17 protein-coding genes are annotated in these 16,599 nt (G+C 63.5%); 13 read left to right on the top strand and 4 right to left on the bottom strand.

All coding sequences use genetic code 11. The annotated features are described in order from the left end of the window. Positions 1-9 precede the first annotated feature (9 nt). The gene (gene cysD, locus G8O24_RS18020; RefSeq protein ID WP_188101672.1) at positions 10-804 is read right to left on the bottom strand and encodes a sulfate adenylyltransferase subunit CysD; all 795 of its coding nucleotides are present in this window, start codon (positions 802-804) and stop codon (positions 10-12) included. Positions 805-1,040: 236 nt separating this feature from the next. On the opposite strand from cysD, the gene cysG reads away from it, so the two are divergent. The 12 genes from cysG to G8O24_RS17960 all read left to right on the top strand — a co-directional run bounded on the left by cysG (position 1,041) and on the right by G8O24_RS17960 (position 12,346). Then, the gene (cysG, locus tag G8O24_RS18015) at positions 1,041-2,465 is read left to right on the top strand and encodes a siroheme synthase CysG (RefSeq protein ID WP_188101544.1); all 1,425 of its coding nucleotides are present in this window, start codon (positions 1,041-1,043) and stop codon (positions 2,463-2,465) included. Continuing rightward, a complete protein-coding gene (locus G8O24_RS18010) occupies positions 2,462-2,779 on the top strand; it encodes a DUF2849 domain-containing protein (protein ID WP_188101542.1) in 318 nt (105 codons plus the stop codon). Before cysG ends, G8O24_RS18010 begins: the two co-directional genes overlap by 4 nt. Before the next feature lie 10 nt (positions 2,780-2,789). Further along, positions 2,790-4,445, top strand: a complete 1,656-nt coding sequence (locus G8O24_RS18005; protein ID WP_188101540.1) for a nitrite/sulfite reductase — start codon at positions 2,790-2,792, stop codon at positions 4,443-4,445. After that, positions 4,432-4,947 (top strand): DUF934 domain-containing protein, encoded by a 516-nt coding sequence (locus G8O24_RS18000; protein WP_188101539.1) that lies wholly within the window; start codon positions 4,432-4,434, stop codon positions 4,945-4,947. The genes G8O24_RS18005 and G8O24_RS18000 overlap by 14 nt, the downstream gene beginning before the upstream one ends. Next, positions 4,944-5,675 (top strand): phosphoadenylyl-sulfate reductase, encoded by a 732-nt coding sequence (locus tag G8O24_RS17995; protein WP_188101536.1) that lies wholly within the window; start codon positions 4,944-4,946, stop codon positions 5,673-5,675. The genes G8O24_RS18000 and G8O24_RS17995 overlap by 4 nt, the downstream gene beginning before the upstream one ends. A gap of 112 nt (positions 5,676-5,787) precedes the next feature. Then, positions 5,788-6,801 (top strand): sulfate ABC transporter substrate-binding protein, encoded by a 1,014-nt coding sequence (locus tag G8O24_RS17990; RefSeq protein ID WP_188101535.1) that lies wholly within the window; start codon positions 5,788-5,790, stop codon positions 6,799-6,801. A gap of 36 nt (positions 6,802-6,837) precedes the next feature. Continuing rightward, positions 6,838-7,674 (top strand): sulfate ABC transporter permease subunit CysT, encoded by an 837-nt coding sequence (cysT, locus tag G8O24_RS17985; RefSeq protein WP_188101533.1) that lies wholly within the window; start codon positions 6,838-6,840, stop codon positions 7,672-7,674. 11 nt (positions 7,675-7,685) lie between these two features. Further along, positions 7,686-8,597, top strand: coding sequence for a sulfate ABC transporter permease subunit CysW (gene cysW / locus G8O24_RS17980; protein WP_188101531.1), 912 nt, complete (start codon positions 7,686-7,688; stop codon positions 8,595-8,597). After that, entirely contained in the window at positions 8,587-9,621 is a 1,035-nt protein-coding gene (locus G8O24_RS17975) for a sulfate/molybdate ABC transporter ATP-binding protein (RefSeq protein ID WP_188101529.1), read from the top strand. Before cysW ends, G8O24_RS17975 begins: the two co-directional genes overlap by 11 nt. A 176-nt stretch (positions 9,622-9,797) precedes the next feature. Beyond that, positions 9,798-10,301: a CAP domain-containing protein gene (locus tag G8O24_RS17970; protein ID WP_188101526.1), complete on the top strand. Its 504-nt coding sequence runs from the start codon at positions 9,798-9,800 to the stop codon at positions 10,299-10,301. A 79-nt stretch (positions 10,302-10,380) separates the two neighbouring features. After that, positions 10,381-11,556, top strand: coding sequence for a DUF3734 domain-containing protein (locus G8O24_RS17965; protein ID WP_188101525.1), 1,176 nt, complete (start codon positions 10,381-10,383; stop codon positions 11,554-11,556). A 1-nt stretch (position 11,557) separates the two neighbouring features. Further along, entirely contained in the window at positions 11,558-12,346 is a 789-nt protein-coding gene (locus tag G8O24_RS17960; RefSeq protein ID WP_188101523.1) for a 3-hydroxybutyrate dehydrogenase, read from the top strand. A 117-nt stretch (positions 12,347-12,463) separates the two neighbouring features. Here G8O24_RS17960 and G8O24_RS17955 read toward each other — a convergent pair whose 3' ends face one another. Continuing rightward, a complete protein-coding gene (locus G8O24_RS17955) occupies positions 12,464-13,846 on the bottom strand; it encodes an oligosaccharide flippase family protein (protein ID WP_376708083.1) in 1,383 nt (460 codons plus the stop codon). Between the two features lie 111 nt (positions 13,847-13,957). Then, positions 13,958-14,797: a protein-disulfide reductase DsbD domain-containing protein gene (locus tag G8O24_RS17950; protein ID WP_188101519.1), complete on the bottom strand. Its 840-nt coding sequence runs from the start codon at positions 14,795-14,797 to the stop codon at positions 13,958-13,960. A gap of 143 nt (positions 14,798-14,940) precedes the next feature. On the opposite strand from G8O24_RS17950, the gene G8O24_RS17945 reads away from it, so the two are divergent. Beyond that, the gene (locus G8O24_RS17945; protein WP_188101517.1) at positions 14,941-15,585 is read left to right on the top strand and encodes a YqgE/AlgH family protein; all 645 of its coding nucleotides are present in this window, start codon (positions 14,941-14,943) and stop codon (positions 15,583-15,585) included. A 91-nt stretch (positions 15,586-15,676) separates the two neighbouring features. Here the strand turns inward: G8O24_RS17945 and G8O24_RS17940 are convergent, their stop codons facing one another. Beyond that, on the bottom strand, positions 15,677-16,564 hold the full coding sequence (locus G8O24_RS17940; RefSeq protein WP_188101515.1) for a TauD/TfdA dioxygenase family protein: 888 nt from the start codon (positions 16,562-16,564) through the stop codon (positions 15,677-15,679). Positions 16,565-16,599 lie beyond the last annotated feature (35 nt).

Genomic DNA, 16,599 nt, shown 5'->3' with positions numbered 1-16,599 from the left:
CGTCCTTGATCAGAGATAGCCGGCGACGCGCAGGCGCTCGAAAGCGTCCTCGGTCTCGTGGTCGAGCGCGCGGCCGGCACGCTCCGGCACCTTGGTCTGCTCGAGCTCAGCCAGGATCTCGTCGATGGTCGATGCATTCGAGTTTACGGGATTGGTGATGTCCTGATCGCCCAGCGAGCGATAGCGCTTGCCGTCCTTGGCGAGATAGAGCGGGATGATCGGGATGTTCTCGCGCTTGGTGTAGGCCCAGATGTCGGCCTCGGTCCAATGCAGGATCGGATGGATGCGCAAATGCGCGCCCTGCGGCGGCGAAGCGTTGAAATGATCCCAGAACTCCGGCGGCTGGTCGCGCACGTCCCAATTGCCTTCCAGGCCGCGCGGCGAGAACACCCTCTCCTTGGCGCGGGTGGCTTCCTCGTCGCGGCGAATGCCGGCGATCAGGCCGTCAAAGCCGTATTTGGCCAGCGCCATCTTCAGGCCTTCGGTCTTGCGCGCGGCGGAACGGGCGGCCGGCGGCAGCGTTGGGTCGACGGCATCGATCGGTGGGCAGGGCTCGACGCGCAGATCGAGCTCCCACTCCTTCCCGTAGTGATCGCGGAAGTGATACATTTCCGGAAACTTCTTGCCGGTGTCGACATGAAGCGCGGGGAACGGCACGCGACCGAAGAACGCCTTCCGCGCCAGCCAGATCATGACATTGGAGTCCTTGCCGAGGGACCACAGCAGGGCGATCTTCTTCAGACGGGCAAAGGCCTCGCGTAAAATGTAGATGCTCTGGGCCTCAAGCTGGTCGAGATGATCCATGCTGGGGGCGGTCTGCTCGACCGCTTTTTGCTCGGAAACGGAAGCTGCGAAGCCCAGCCCATCTGCGCCGGAATTGCCCTTGAGAAGATGCATCTCTGCCACTTTGCGTTTGGAGGCGAAAATTCTATAGTTGCGATGAAGAAGAGAAGAAAAAAATTTCTCTTTGCGCGCTCGAAACGACACATATATAGAAAATAATTCCAGTCAACCCCGGATGTGGGGGAAGCGAGTATCGCATGCGGTTCCTGCCGGTGTTCCTCGATCTCAAGGCCGGCCCGGTGGTCCTCATCGGTGCGGGTGAGCTGTTGCGCGCAAAAATGCGCGTGCTCGCCGCTGCCGGTGCGCGCATTCGCGTGCATGCGACGGACGGCAATCAGGATCTGGGTCTGAACGCCGGGGACGCGGCGCGTATCGAGATCGCCAACGACGATCCGCTTACGGCTGATCTTGCCGGCGTCATCGCCGTCGTCTGCGCCGGCGCAGGCGACGTTGGCGTGGCGATGTCGGCGCGGGCGAAATCGCTTGGTCTGCCGGTCAACGTCATGGACGATCTCGAGCATTCCAGCTTCATCTTCCCGGCGATCGTCGATCGCGGCGATGTCGTGGTCGCCGTTGGCACCGGCGGCACGTCGCCAGTGGTGGCGCGTCGCGTGCGCGAGAAGATCGAGGCGCTGCTGCCGGCGCGCATTGGCGAACTCGCCGAGTTCATCGGCGGCTTTCGCAAATCGATCAACGAGCGTATCGCCGAATTTCCGCTGCGCCGCCGTTTCTGGGAGCGCGTGATCGACGGTCCGATCGGCGCGTCCGTGCTCGCGGGCCGCGGGGCTGAAGCCGCCGCCGCGCTCAAGGCCATCGCCGATCCCTCCGATTTCGCACGCGCCGACAAGCCGCAAGGCTCCGTCGCGCTGGTCGGTGCCGGTCCCGGCGACCCCGATCTTCTCACCATCAAGGCGCTGCGCGCGTTGCAGGATGCGGACATCGTCTTCCATGACGAGCTGATCTCCGCTGAGATTCTCGATCGCATCCGCCGCGACACCACGCGTGTTGCGGTCGGCCGCCGTGTCGGCAAGCCCGGCATCGGCCAGGACGCCATCAACAAGCGCATGATCGAGGCCGCGCAAGCCGGCCAGCGGGTCGTGCGTCTGAAGGGCGGTGATCCCTTCGTGTTCGGCCGCGGCGGCGAGGAAGTCGAAGCGCTGCGCACGGCCGGTGTTGCCTATTCGATCGTTCCCGGCATCACCGCAGGGCTTGGCGGCGCTGCCGATTTCGAAGTGCCGCTCACTTACCGTCATGAAGCCACCCGGATCACCTTCCTCACCGCGCACAAGGCGCGTGACGCGGAGGCGGTGGACTGGTCGACGCTGACCGATACGAAGATGACCGTCGTGGTCTACATGGGCGCGACGGCTGCGCCTGCGGTTCGCGCAGGGCTGTTTGCCGCCGGCCGTTCGCCGGAGACGCCGGTCGGCGTGTTCGCGCGCGTGACGCGGCCGGATGCGCAGGGCGCGATCGGCACGCTGCGCGACCTGCCCGAGCTCGTGCGGCAGGCCAATGGTGGTCCTGCCATTCTCATCATCGGCGACGTGGTCCGGCATGCCGGTTCGCTTTGCCGTCAAACGCCAAACCAAATCATCTCTGACCTATTGGATGCAGCCGAATGACCTCCCCGCTTGAACAGAAGAAGATCAAAATCGCCGGACCCTCGGTGGTGACCGCCAACCGCACCTGGGACGGCATCGTGGTATATCGCACCGCTGCCAAGAGCTGGTCCGCGGATCTCTCGGAGGCTGCTATCGTGCGCAACTCCGACGAGGCCAAGGCGTTGCTCGCGGAATCCGTGGCCGATGACGTCGGCGCCGTGGGTGCCTATATCGCCCCGGTGCAGGTCGGCGCAGACGGCAAGATCGAACCCGGCAATCTGCGCGAACAGATCCGTCGCACCGGTGTGACCATCGGACAGCCGGCCCAGGTTTAAGGCATCGCTTATGTACGCTTACGACGAAATCGACCGCACGCTCGTCAACGAGCGCGTCTCGGAGTTCCGTGATCAAGTGAAGCGCCGCTTGTCCGGCGAGCTCACCGAGGACGAGTTCAAGATCCTGCGCCTGCAGAATGGCGTCTATCTGCAATTGCACGCCTACATGTTCCGCGTCGCGATTCCCTACGGGACGCTGGCGACGAACCAGTTGCGGGCGCTCGCCCATGTCGCGCGCAAATACGACCGCGGCTACGGCCATTTCACGACGCGGCAGAACATCCAGTTCAACTGGATCAAGCTCGCCGAGTTGCCGGACGCTCTGGAAGATCTCGCCAAGGTCGGCATCCACGCGATGCAGACCTCCGGCAACAACATGCGCAACGTCACCTCGGACCAGTGGGCCGGCGTCGCGCCGGGCGAGATCGAGGATCCGCGCATCTGGTCGGAGCTGATCCGCCAGCACACCACGCTGCATCCGGAATTCTCTTTCCTGCCGCGCAAGTTCAAGATCGCGATCACCGCGTCCGATCACGACCGTGCCGCGATCAAGATCCATGATATCGGGCTCAAGCTGATCAAGAACGAAAAGGGCGAGACCGGTTTTGAGGTGCTGGTCGGCGGCGGGCTCGGCCGTACGCCGTTCATCGCCAAGACGATCAAGCACTTCGTGCATGGCCGCGATATTCTCAGCTATATCGAGGCGATCCTGCGCGTCTACAACCAGTACGGCCGCCGCGACAACATCTACAAGGCGCGCATCAAGATCCTGGTGCACGAGCTCGGCATCGAGAAGTTCTCGCGCGAGGTCGAGGAGGAGTGGCAGCATATCCGCAACTCCTCGCTCCAGATCGACGACGAGGTGATCGAGGATATCCGCTCGCGCTTCACTTATCCGGCTTACGAGAAGCTGCCTCACATGCCGGACGAGTTGCGCCAGGCCGCGGCTGACCCCGACTTCGAGGCATGGCGTAAGAACTCGGTGGCTCCGCACAAGGTTCAGGGCTATTCCATCGTCACCATCTCGCTGAAGCCGATCGGCAAGCCTCCGGGCGATGCCACGGCCGAGCAGATGGATGCGCTGGCCGATCTCGCCGACGTCTATTCCTTCGGCGAGATCCGCGTCGGCCACGAGCAGAACCTGGCGCTGCCGCATGTCGCCAAGCGCGATCTGCCGGCGCTGTGGAAGGCGCTCGACAAGCTTGGCCTCGCGACGCCGAACGTCAATCTGATCACCGACATCATCGCCTGCCCGGGTCTCGACTATTGCTCGCTGGCGAACGCGCGCTCGATTCCGATCGCGCAGGAGCTGACGCGGCGCTTCGCCAATCACGAGCTGGCGAGCCTGATCGGCCGTCTCCACATCAACATCTCCGGCTGCATCAATGCCTGCGGCCATCACCATGTCGGTCATATCGGCATTCTCGGCGTCGAGAAGAACGGCGAGGAGGTCTATCAGATCACCATCGGCGGCCGCGCCGACGAGAACGCCGCGCTTGGCACCCTGATTGGTCCCGGCGTCAAGTTCGACGAAGTCGCCGACGTCATCGAGGACGTCGTGGAAGCCTATCTCGCGTTGCGCGAGCGGCCCGAAGAGCTGTTCATGGACACCGTGAAGCGCCTCGGCGTGGAACCCTTCAAGGAGCGCGTCTATGCCACTCGTTAACGGCGGAAAAATCGTCGACGACAGCTTCGTCAAGCTTGCCGTCGACACGCCGCTGCCCGAGAGCGGCGACATCCTGGTGCCGGCCGAGCGTTTCATCGGCGAGGCCGACGCGCTGCTCAAGCGTGCCGACAAGGTCGGCGTGATCTGGCCGAACAACCGCGACATCGACGAGCTCGTGCCGTATCTCGGCAAGGTCGCCGCCGTGGCGCTGGTGTTCCCGACCTTCCGGGACGGGCGCGCCTACAGCCAGGCGCGGCTGCTGCGCGAGCGTCACAATTATCGCGGCGAAGTGCGCGCGACCGGCCAGGTCCTGCGCGATCAGTTCGTGTTTATGCTGCGCGCCGGCTTCGATTCCTTCGAGGTCAAGAAGCAGGCCGACGCGGAAGCCTTCATGCAGACCGCAAAGCGCTATTCGGTGTTCTATCAGCCGACCGGCGATGGCCGCATCACGGCTTTGCATCGACGCATGCAGCTGCGTCATTCGGAGGGTGTTGGTACGTGAACGCCATCGCGCCCCGGGTCTCCTCGACGTCTGCATCCGTGCTGCCTTCGGCGGAGGAGCTCGATCGCGCCTTGCGCGACGCGTCTCCCGCGGAGGTCATCTCGGTCGCGCTGAAGGCGGTTGGCCGCGAAAAGCTCGCGCTGGTGTCGTCCTTCGGGACGGAATCGGCCACCCTGCTCAAGGTCATGGCGGACGTCGATCCGGCGATCCCCGTGATCTTCCTCGACACCGGCTGGCTGTTCGAAGAAACGCTGGCCTATCGCGACACCTTGATTTCAACGCTTGGCTTGAAAGACGTCCGCTCGATCAAGCCGGCCGAGGAGACGCTGTCGCGCGACGATCCGGATCGCGACCTCTGGTTCTCCGATCCCGACGCCTGCTGCCGTATCCGCAAAGTCGAGCCGCTCGCGCGTGCGCTCAAGCCGTTCTCGGCCTGGCTCAACGGCCGCAAACGTTTCCAGGGCAATACGCGCGCCGACATTCCTGTCGTCGAGGACGATGGCGTGCGGTTGAAGTTCAACCCGTTTGCCAATGTCTCGCGTGAGGAGCTCGAAGCGATCTTCGTCCGCGCTAAATTGCCGCGTCATCCGCTTGCTGCATCGGGTTTTCGTTCGGTCGGGTGTATGCCTTGCACGAGCAGAACGGCCGAGGGCGAGGATGAGCGCGCCGGTCGCTGGCGCGGCCGCGCCAAGACAGAATGCGGCATCCACACGACGAAGACTTCGTAGCACGGTCGCGCTGCGGGTTTGCGAACAAGAGAATCCGGTTCCGTTGACTTGAGAGTGTTTCGCCACGAGTTTCGCCTGCATACCTTCGGCGATATTGGCGTCGTCGAAATGAATGGAGATGGACATGATGCGCCGTATCGTTCCGCTCGCTGCAGGGCTTCTCGCGTCGGGACTCGTGGCAAGCGCGGCTCTCGCTGCTGATATCAATCTGTTGAACGTGTCGTACGATCCGACGCGCGAGCTTTATGTCGACTTCAACAAGGCGTTCGCGACCGCCTATCAGAAGGAAACCGGCAAGAGCGTGGAGATCAAGCAGTCGCATAACGGCTCGGGCGCGTCCTCGCGGAGCGTCATCGATGGCCTGCCGGCGGATGTCGTGACCCTCGCGCTCGCGTACGACATCGACGCGATTGCGGCCAAGGGATTGACTGCCGCGGATTGGCAGAAGCGGCTCCCGCAGAATTCCTCGCCCTACACTTCGACCATCGTGTTCCTGGTGCGCAAGGGCAATCCGAAGGGCATCAAGGACTGGGATGACCTGATCAAGCCGGGCGTCGCCGTCATCACGCCGAACCCGAAGACGTCTGGAGGCGCGCGCTGGAATTATCTCGCGGCCTGGGGTTACGCCGAGAAGAAGTTCGGTTCGGCCGACAAGGCCAAGGATTTCATCGCCAAGCTTTACCAGCAAGTGCCGGTGCTCGACACCGGCGCACGTGGTTCGACCGTTACTTTCGTCGAGCGTGGCGTCGGCGACGTGCTGCTCGCGTGGGAGAACGAAGCTTACCTCGCCCTGAAGGAATTCGGCCCGGAGAAGTTCGAGATCGTCGCGCCGCGCCAATCCATCCTGGCAGAGCCGCCGGTCGCGGTGGTCGACAAGGTCGTCGAGAAGAAGGGGACCCGCAGCGTTGCCGAGGCCTATCTCCAGTTCTGGTATACGAAGGAGGGTCAGGAGATCGCCGCGCGAAACTTCTATCGTCCGCGCGACGCAGAGATCGCCAAAAAGTATGAAAATTCCTTCGCCAAGGTCGAACTATTCACCATCGACGACGTTTTTGGTGGTTGGACCAAGGCGCAGAAAGAGCATTTCGCCGACGGCGGCGTCTTTGATCAGATCTACAAGAACTGATCAGGCGCTGTCGAAGGGGTTTTCGCAGGGGGCCTGGTGAGCGCAATCGCTTTACGACGCCGGACATTGCCGGGCTTCGGTCTCACGATGGGACTGACGCTGACCTGGCTGTCCGTCATCATCCTGATTCCGCTCGCCGGGCTGTTCCTGAAGTCGCTCGAGCTGAGCCCCGAGCAGTTCTGGGCCATCCTCTCCAGCCGGAGAACCTTGAATGCCTTGCGGGTGTCGTTCGGCCTTGCCTTCGCAGCGGCCTGCGTCAATCTCGTGATGGGCAGCATCATCGTCTGGGCGCTGGTGCGTTATCGTTTTCCCGGCCGGCGAATCTTCGATGCCATCGTCGACGTGCCGTTCGCATTGCCGACGGCCGTCGCCGGCGTCGCGCTGAGTTCGCTGTTTGCCGAGAAAGGCTGGCTCGGCGCGCCGCTTGCTGCGCTCGGCATCAAGGTGGCGTTCACGCCCGTCGGCATTTTCGTCGCCATGATCTTCATCGGCATCCCCTTCGTGGTGCGCACGGTGCAGCCGGTGCTGCAGGATCTTGACCCCGAGATCGAGGAGGCCGCGGGCAGTCTTGGCGCCAGCCGCTGGCAGACCATCGTCCGCGTGATCCTGCCGTCGCTGGCGCCGGCGCTGCTCACTGGGCTTGCGCTCGCCTTCGCCCGCGCGGTCGGCGAATACGGCTCCATCATATTCATCGCGGGCAACCTGCCGAACGTCTCCGAGATCGCGCCGCTCTTGATCGTGATCCGCCTCTCTGAATTCCGCTACGCCGATGCGACCGCCATCGCGGTGGTCATGCTCGTCGTCTCCTTCGTTATCATCTTCGCGGTGAACCGGTTGCAGCGCTGGGCGCAGGACCGGATTCCGATGCACTAGGGCGGAATGCGATGACGATGCAGATCGCCGATAACGTTTCGCTGTCCTCGCCCGACGCGAAGTCACGCGCGCATGCGGCCGCCGCGCGCAACAATCTCCGCACCGAGCCCAGGGCGGTGCGCCTCGTCATCATCACGCTGGCGATCGCGTTCCTCTCCGTCTTTGTGGTGCTGCCGCTGGTCGTGGTGTTCGCGCAAGCCCTCTCCAAGGGCATTCTGGCTTATTTCGCCGCACTGGCCGAGCCGGAGGCGCTGGCGGCGATCAAGCTGACGCTGGTCGTCGCCGCGATCTCGGTCAGCCTCAATCTGGTCTTCGGCCTGGTCGCCGCCTGGGCGGTTGCAAAGTTCGAATTTCCCGGCAAGACCTTCCTGATCACGCTGATCGATCTGCCGTTCTCGGTCAGCCCTGTCATCTCGGGCCTTGTTTTCGTCCTGCTGTTCGGCGCGCAGGGCTATTTCGGCGGTTGGCTCAGGGATCACGACATTCAGATCCTGTTCGCGGTGCCCGGCATTGCGCTCGCGACCACCTTCGTGACGTTCCCCTTCGTGGCGCGCGCGCTGATCCCCTTGATGCAGGAACAGGGCACGCAGGAGGAAGAAGCCGCGACCTCGCTCGGCGCGTCCGGCTTGCAGACCTTCTTCCGCGTCACGCTGCCCAACATCAAATGGGGCGTGCTCTACGGCGTCCTGCTCTGCAATGCGCGCGCGATGGGCGAGTTTGGTGCAGTGTCGGTGGTGTCGGGCCACATCCGCGGCGAGACCAACACCATGCCGCTGCTGGTCGAGATCCTCTACAACGAATACCAGTTCGTCGCGGCGTTCGCGATTGCCTCGCTGCTCGCAATGCTGGCGCTGATCACGCTGATCGCGAAGACCATTCTCGAACGTCATCTCGACGAAGGACAGGACGTCAATGACCATTGAAGTCAAAAATCTCGTCAAGAAGTTCGGCAGCTTCAAGGCGCTGGACGGTGTCGATCTCAAGGTCGACGATGGCGAACTACTGGCACTGCTCGGTCCCTCCGGCTCCGGCAAGACCACCTTGCTGCGCATCATCGCCGGGCTCGACTGGCCCGACTCTGGCGAGGTGTCCTTCAACGGCGAGGATGCGCTGGCACAGGGCGCGCGCGAGCGCCATGTCGGCTTCGTATTCCAGCACTACGCGTTGTTCCGCCACATGAGCGTGTTCGAGAACGTCGCCTTTGGACTTCGCGTGCAGCCGCGCGCGGTCCGCAAGGACGAAGCGACGATCCGCGCCCGGGTCAAGGAGCTGCTCGATCTCGTTCAGCTCGACTGGCTCGCCGACCGCTACCCGAGCCAGCTCTCCGGCGGCCAGCGCCAGCGCATCGCGCTGGCGCGTGCGCTTGCGATCGAGCCACGCATCCTCCTGCTCGACGAGCCGTTCGGTGCGCTCGATGCGAAAGTGCGGAAAGAGCTGCGCAAATGGCTGCGCTCGCTGCATCACGAGATCAACGTGACCTCGATCTTCGTCACCCATGACCAGGAGGAGGCGCTGGAAGTCGCCAATCGGGTCGTCGTCATGGACAAGGGCAGGATCGAGCAGATCGGCTCGCCCGATGATGTCTACGAGACGCCGGCGACCGCTTTCGTCCACGGCTTCATCGGCGAATCCATCGAGCTGCCGGTCCACGTCGAGGGCGATGTCGTCAGGCTCGGCGACCGGCCGCTTGCGCTCAAGGCAGAGGGCTTGGCGTCTGGCGCGTCAAAACTGTTCGTGCGGCGACACGACATGCTGGTGGGCCCGCCGGGCTCCGGCGCCTTCGAGGGCGCCGTGCAGCACGTCCGCAATTTCGGCCCGGTGCAGCGGGCCGAGGTGGCATTGTCAGGCGGCCAGACCATCGAGATCGACGCGCCGCGTGACCGGGAACTGCGTGCTGGCGATACCGTCGGCCTCGCGCCCCGCCGCTTCCGCATATTTGCGGGCTAGGCACCGTCATTCCGGGGCGCGCGCCAGCGCGAACCCGGAATCCCGAGATTGTAGCGTGAGATTCCGGGTTCGATGCTTCGCATCGCGCCGGAATGCCAGCTACGATTTTCCTCAAAATTCACCTTTCAGCCACGGTTGGTATGCAACAACGGCCCCTCATTTGGGGGCCCCTGAACATGCGCGCTGCGGCCGCGATCCTTCTCACTTTGCTTCTCGCCGGCTGCGCCGGCAACGAAGCGCCGGTCCAGCAGCCGTCGATGTATGCCGATATGTCGGTCCCGGGCGCCAAGCTCGATGCGCCAGCCGCCGCGATCATGATCTCGCAGTACCGCCAGAACAACGGCCTCGGCGCCGTCGAGATCGACCCTGAACTGATGCGGCTCGCCGAATCCCAGTCCAATGCCATGGCCGCCGCCAACAAGATGGACCATGACGTCCGCGCCCCCCTGGGCAAGCGGCTCAGTGCCGGCGGCTATCCCGCGACCGTGGCGGTCGAGAACATCTCGGCCGGCTATCACACGCTGGCGGAAGCGTTTTCCGGCTGGCGCGACTCGCCTCCGCACCGCGCCAACATGCTCAAGAGCGGTGTCACAAAATTGGGCATCGCGGCGAGCTATGCTCCTGGCACCAAGTACAAGGTGTTCTGGACCATGATCCTGGCCTCGACGGAGTCCCGATAAGCCAGTCTTGATCCGGGGACGCATTGACGCCGCGGTGAACTGTCGCCACGGTGGCCCCTCTTTTGCTACTGTTCCCCGCATGACCGATCATAGCCCGGAAATCGCCAATATCCCTGCGAATGCGCAACGCGTCCTGGTCCTGCAGGGCGGTGGTGCGCTCGGCTCCTATCAGGCCGGCGCGTTTCAGGCGCTGTGCGGCTACGGCTTTGAGCCCGAATGGGTCGCCGGCATCTCGATCGGCGCAGTCAACGCCGCCATCATCGCCGGTAACGAGGGCCACACCCGCGTCAAGCGGCTGAAAGAGTTCTGGGAGATGGTCTCCGCGCCGGTGCCGTGGAAGCCCATCGGCAAGAGCGATCACAGCCGCGAGCTCTTCAACTCCACCAGCGCGGCGCTGATCGCGACCTTCGGCGTCCCTGGCTTCTTCGTCCCGCGCGTGCCGCCCGCGCCGATGTGGCCGCCGGGCCATCCCGAGGCCGAAAGCTATTACGACACTTCTCCGCTGAAGAAAACGCTGGAGCGGCTGGTCGATTTCGACCGCATCAACGATCTCAAGACGCGCTTCTCCGTCGGTGCGGTCGGCGTTACCTCGGGCAATTTCAAATATTTCGACAATTACGAGTTCAAGAAGCTCGGCAAGAAAATCGGCCCCGAGCACATCATGGCATCGGGCGCGCTGCCGCCGGGCTTTCCGTCCGTCATCATCGATGGCGAGCATTATTGGGACGGCGGCATCGCCTCCAACACGCCGCTTGACTATGTGCTCGATGCCGAAGTCGATCGCGACATGCTGATCTTCCAGGTCGATTTGTTTTCCGCCCGCGGCGATTTGCCAAATTCGCTGCTCGAGGCCACCGAGCGCGAGAAGGACATCCGCTTCTCTAGCCGCACGCGAATGAACACCGACAAGAACAAGCAGATCCACAACGCCCGCCGGGCGGTGCGGGACCTGATTGCCAAATTGCCCGATTATCTCAAGAATGACCCTTCCGTCGAATTCCTTGCCAAGGCATCTCGTGAGAGCACGGTCACCGTGGTGCACCTGATCTACCGCAGCAAGAACTACGAATCCTCGTCCAAGGACTACGATTTCTCGCATGTCGCCATGGTCGAGCATTGGGAAGCCGGCGTGCGCGACGTGCACCTGTCGATGCGCCACAAGGATTGGCTGGAGAAGCCGCAGTCCGGCGAGACCATGGTGACCTACGATCTCACCGGGGACGTCACCGCGCCCCGGCCAAAAAGGAGCGAATAACATGGGTACTCTGTCAGGCAAGAACGCCGTCGTAACAGGCTCGACCAGCGGCATCGGGCTCGCCTACGCGCGTGCCTTCGCCGGCGCCGGCGCCAACGTCGTCATCAACGGCTTCGGCTCTCCCGAAGACATCGAGAAGGAGCGCGCAAAGATCGAGTCCGATTTCGGCGTGAAGGCGATCTATTCGCCCGCCGACATGACCAAGCCGGCCGAGATCGCCGGCATGATCGCGCTCGGCGAGAAGACCTTCGGTTCGGTCGACATCCTCGTCAACAATGCCGGCATCCAGTTTGTCTCGCCGATCGAGGAATTCCCGGTCGAGAAGTGGGACCAGATCATCGCGATCAACCTGTCCTCGGCCTTCCACGGCATCCGCGCCGCGGTACCCGGCATGAAGAAGAAGGGCTGGGGCCGCATCATCAACACGGCCTCGGCGCATTCGCTGGTCGCCTCGCCCTTCAAATCGGCTTACGTGTCGGCCAAGCACGGCATCGCCGGCCTGACCAAGACCGTGGCGCTGGAGGTTGCGACCCACAAGATCACCTGCAACTGCATCAGCCCCGGCTATGTTTGGACGCCGCTGGTCGAGAAGCAGATCCCCGATACCATGAAGGCCCGCAACCTCACGCGCGAGCAGGTCATCAACGACGTGCTGCTCGACGCCCAGCCGACCAAGGAGTTCGTGACGTCCGAGCAGGTCGCGGCCCTCGCGCTGTTCCTGTGCAGCGACGATGCCGCGCAGATCACCGGCACGAATCTCTCGATCGACGGCGGCTGGACCGCGGAGTAATCCTCGGTGCCGTAGGGTGGGCAAAGGCGCAAGAGCGCCGTGCCCACGATCTGTCTCCAATCGAAAAATGTGGTGGGCACGCTTCGCTTTGCCCACCCTACGAATTGTAGCTTTGTGCTACGATCTGAGATCGCTTTTCCCGAACGCCAGCACGTGCAACCCCAGGCGCTGCCGCACGATCCAGAACAGCAGCACCGTTTCGAAGGTGAGCGAGATCGAGGTCGCGGCGGCGGCGCCGTGGCCGCCGAAGCGCGGCACCAGCGCGATGCAGAGCACGACGTTCATGACGAAGGCGAGCGCATAGGCCAGCGCGCAGATCTTCTGTTCGCCGAGCATGTTGAGCAGCCGCTCGACCGGCCCGATCGCGGCACGCACCACGAGGCCAATGGCGGCGACGAACATGATGTCGTAGCCGACGACGAATTGCGGTCCGAACAGCCACAGCAGCGGCTTGCCGAGCGCGAGCAGCACGATGGTCGCAGCGAGAGACGGCCAGAACGTCCAGGCGATGGCGTGCGCGACATAGGCCGACAGCCGCGCCTTGTCGCCGCTGGCATTGTATTCGGCAAAGCGATGCGCCGTCGTCGCCGACATCGCGTAGTGGATGAACGACACCAGCGCCAGCGTCTTCACGACGGCGAAATAAACGCCGACCTCGTCGGAGGGACGGAATTGCTGCAGCACCAGCACGTCGGTGTAGGACAAGAGCAGGTAGAAGCTTTCGACCAGCAGGATGGGCAGCGACACCGCGAGCCAGCCGCCGAAATCGTAAGCCTTGGGGCCTTGCGCGATATGATTGGCGAGCTTGCGGTTCAGCACCACCATCTGCCCGGTCATGGCGATCCACACCGCAGCTGCGCTCGCCACCATCGCCGCGACCGCGCCGAGATGGTAGCCCAGCAGGAAGGCTGCAGCCGTGATGCCGATGATCAGCGCCTGGCGAATGATGAATTGCGGCATCAGGCCGAGCTGCATCCAGTCGTGCGAGCGGGCAATGCCGTCCTGGGTGTTGGCGACGACGAAGGCTGGCAGCGTCATGCAGCCGATATAGAGCGGCAGCTGTTCGGCCGGGTCGATCCACGGTGACAGCAGTTTGACGATGCCGGCGAGAGCCAGCGACACCAGCGCGGAGACGGCAAAGGTGAGCCAGCGGCTGCCGGAAAGAAAACCGCGCAGCAAGGCGTGGTTACCGTTGGTACGATATTCCGGAATGATCTTCTGCGCGGAGGACGAGATGCCGAAGTCCATCATGCTGCCGAGCAGCAGCACCCAGGTCCAGACATAGACATAGATGCCGTAGTCGGACGTGCCCATCCAGCGCGCCAACAGCACCTGCGAAAAATAGGCGAGGCCCGCGCTGATGACGCGGATGATGAAGATGGTGCCGGCGAGCCGCCGTGTCAGCGATGCTTCGCTCGAGCCGCCGGTCAGCCTGGCGCGCAGCCGCGCAATCAGCCCGGCCGATCCGGTCGTTGCGGGTTCTGCATCCATCACGGCCAAATCGAGATCCCCAGGCGCCCCGCATGTTGCGGCGTGTCCGGGATAGCAACCATTCGTTAAGATTCGGTTGGGTGGGGGACGACAGCTGAGCGTGGAGCGCCAGCTCTCGGCTCACTCGAGATTCGTATTGAACTCGTACGATTTCTCCGGCCCGACCAGTGTGAATTTCAGCGCAGCACCATCCGGCTTGGCGCCCGGCGGCAATCCGTCGAGCTCGAACGAGAAACGCTTGACCCCGGGCGGGCTGTGTTCGACCGCATCGGGAATCGGCAACGACCACTCCGGCGTCGGCCCTTCCACGAACAGATTGACCTTGCTGTTCTCGGGCGCAACGACATCGACCACCACGTTCTTGGGCCCATCGCGCTTGACGTCCCGGATGGTCAGCGCATTGGGGTCGCCGACATTGGCGGGCTTCGGCACGGTGTCGAGGGCCGCGCGCAAATTGCCGTCTTCGGTAGAGGCCACGTTGTTGAAGCCGAGCTCGAGATTGGCCTCGACGGGAATGCAGAGCTTTTCGCAGACCGCGTAGTTGATCTCGGCGCGCAGCGTCACCGGCTTGTCGGCGGCCTTGGCGACGATACGCAAGGGCAGCACGATCTGGTCGTGATAGCCGATCGAATGGCCGCCGGCGCCGTCGTCGAATTTCTGCGGCGCCGGCCACATCACGGTCACCGCTTCGACATTGTCCGACTTGGAGAAGTCGAACCGCGGCGGAACGCCGGAATCACCCGGCGTGCGCCAATAGGTCTTCCAGCCGGGCTGGAGCTGGACGGCGATACCGCCGAGTAGCACCGCACCGCTGCGCGATCCCGCCAGCAGGCGCACCGCGGAATGTCCGTCGCGCTGCCACGGCGAGGCATCGTCGGCATGAACGACCGTCGCCAACGACGACGCAAGCAGGGTTGTCGCGACGCCAATCGCCGCATGCAGGGGAACTCTTGTCAGCATGACACGTCTTTAACAGGGTCTCCCCGGGGCAAACCATTGAATTGCTTGTGATGGGTGCACTCGAATCAGATCTCTGCAAGCCTTGATTTGACAGCCGCGCGGCCCGACATCAGGATAGGAATGGAAACCGGAGTGCTTCACCGATGGCTCCCACAGGCAAGAGAACGGGCGAAAGCACCCGCAGAGCGGGCCCTGCGCTCCCCAATTCGGCCGGCTATCTCGACGGCCGGCTCCTGATAGCCATGCCGGTGATGGGCGATGAACGCTTCGAGCGCTCGGTGATCTATCTCTGCGCGCATTCGGCCGAGGGCGCGATGGGCATCATCGTCAACCACCCGGCCGGCAGCATCGATTTTCCGGAGCTGCTGGAGCAGCTCGGCATCGTCAAAAAGGGCGAGCACATCAAGCTGCCCGAGAATGCCGAAAGCATGAAGGTGCTGCGCGGCGGTCCGGTCGACACCGGGCGCGGTTTCGTGCTGCATTCCAGCGATTTCTACATCGAGAACGCGACGTTGCGGATCGACGACGGTGTCTGCCTCACCGCCACCGTCGACATCCTGCGCGCGATCGCGAACGGTTCCGGTCCCAAACACGCCATTCTCGCGCTTGGTTATGCCGGATGGGCCCCGGGCCAGCTCGAGACCGAGATTCAGAGCAATGGCTGGCTGCATTGCGACGCGGATGCCGATCTGATCTTCGGCGACGACGTCGACGAGAAATACGGCCGCGCGCTGCGCAAGATCGGCATCGATCCCGGCATGCTGTCGAACGAGGCCGGGCACGCGTAGCTGGTGCTGTCGCGCGTCACTCACCGCCGTCGTCCCGGATCGGCGCGCGCCTAAGGGCGCTTGTCCGGGACGACGGTAGTGTGAGCAGGACCTACTCGGCCGCCTGCTGCTGCACCGTCGGCTCGGTCCCCGCCACCGTCGCTCTTCGCATATCGCGGGGCTGGGACTGGTCGTAGCGGCGGACGCGGTGCATGGTCTGGCGGTTGTCCCACATCACGAGATCATGCAGCTTCCATTTGTGGACGTAGACGAACTCGGCCTGGGTCGCGTGCTCGTTCAGGTCCCGCAGCAAGAGCCGTCCTTCCGGCATGCTCATACCGACGATCTTGCCGGCATGCGATGACAGGTACAGCGACTTGCGACGATGCACGGGATGGGTGCGCACCAGCCGCTGCAGCACCGGCTTGAACATCTGCTTTTCTTCGTCGGTATATTCTGTGAAGCCGAGCGATCCCCGCGAATACATCAGCGAGTGCTCGCAGACGAGGTCCTCGATTTCCGCCTTGGTCTCGTCGTCGAGCGTATCATAGGCCGCGCGCATGTCGGCAAACTCGGTGTTGCCGCCCTTCGGGTTCACCACGCGGGCCGACAGCAGCGAGAATTTTGCCGGGATCGGCCGGAACGAGCTGTCGGAGTGCCAGAGGCAGTTGCCGAGGTTGAACAGATGAGTGCGGCTGTCCTTGGCGAGCGGCTTGCCGTCCTTGCCGAGATTGGAGACGTCGTTGAGGCCGGACTGCAGCCGGTAATCCTTTTCCTTGGTGACCGTGCCGCCGCGCGCGTCCTCGCGCTGACCGAAATTCAGCGCAAAGGCCATCTGCTGCTCGTCGGTGATGTCCTGATCATGGAAGACGAGCACCGCATATTTGTCCATCGCGGACTCGATGTCGCGGGCCTGATCCGGCGTGAGAGGCGTTCGCAGGTCGAGGCCGGAGACCTCGCCGACAAAATGCTTCTGAAGCTGCCGGATGGCGATCGTCATGGCATTCTCTCCCGCGGATTGCGAGCGGTTGGTCC

Source organism: Bradyrhizobium campsiandrae, from assembly GCF_014529705.1.
In the GTDB taxonomy this organism is placed as follows: Bacteria; Pseudomonadota; Alphaproteobacteria; order Rhizobiales; family Xanthobacteraceae; genus Bradyrhizobium; species Bradyrhizobium campsiandrae.
Note: the sequence above shows the minus strand (reverse complement) of the source record. Positions and strands in the feature narration are given on the sequence as shown.

Bases quoted from the DNA above. Each gene is read 5' to 3' on its own strand.
- G8O24_RS18010 (WP_188101542.1), top strand. From the start codon at position 2,462: ATGACCTCCCCGCTTGAACAGAAGAAGATCAAAATCGCCGGACCCTCG.
- G8O24_RS17965 (WP_188101525.1), top strand. From the start codon at position 10,381: ATGACCGATCATAGCCCGGAAATCGCCAATATCCCTGCGAATGCGCAA.
- cysW (WP_188101531.1), top strand. From the start codon at position 7,686: ATGACGATGCAGATCGCCGATAACGTTTCGCTGTCCTCGCCCGACGCG.
- G8O24_RS17990 (WP_188101535.1), top strand. From the start codon at position 5,788: ATGGAGATGGACATGATGCGCCGTATCGTTCCGCTCGCTGCAGGGCTT.
- G8O24_RS17945 (WP_188101517.1), top strand. From the start codon at position 14,941: ATGGCTCCCACAGGCAAGAGAACGGGCGAAAGCACCCGCAGAGCGGGC.
- cysD (WP_188101672.1), bottom strand. From the start codon at position 804: ATGGATCATCTCGACCAGCTTGAGGCCCAGAGCATCTACATTTTACGC.
- G8O24_RS17960 (WP_188101523.1), top strand. From the start codon at position 11,558: ATGGGTACTCTGTCAGGCAAGAACGCCGTCGTAACAGGCTCGACCAGC.
- G8O24_RS17950 (WP_188101519.1), bottom strand. From the start codon at position 14,797: ATGCTGACAAGAGTTCCCCTGCATGCGGCGATTGGCGTCGCGACAACC.
- G8O24_RS18000 (WP_188101539.1), top strand. From the start codon at position 4,432: ATGCCACTCGTTAACGGCGGAAAAATCGTCGACGACAGCTTCGTCAAG.
- G8O24_RS17970 (WP_188101526.1), top strand. From the start codon at position 9,798: ATGCGCGCTGCGGCCGCGATCCTTCTCACTTTGCTTCTCGCCGGCTGC.
- G8O24_RS17975 (WP_188101529.1), top strand. From the start codon at position 8,587: ATGACCATTGAAGTCAAAAATCTCGTCAAGAAGTTCGGCAGCTTCAAG.
- G8O24_RS18005 (WP_188101540.1), top strand. From the start codon at position 2,790: ATGTACGCTTACGACGAAATCGACCGCACGCTCGTCAACGAGCGCGTC.
- G8O24_RS17940 (WP_188101515.1), bottom strand. From the start codon at position 16,564: ATGACGATCGCCATCCGGCAGCTTCAGAAGCATTTTGTCGGCGAGGTC.
- cysG (WP_188101544.1), top strand. From the start codon at position 1,041: ATGCGGTTCCTGCCGGTGTTCCTCGATCTCAAGGCCGGCCCGGTGGTC.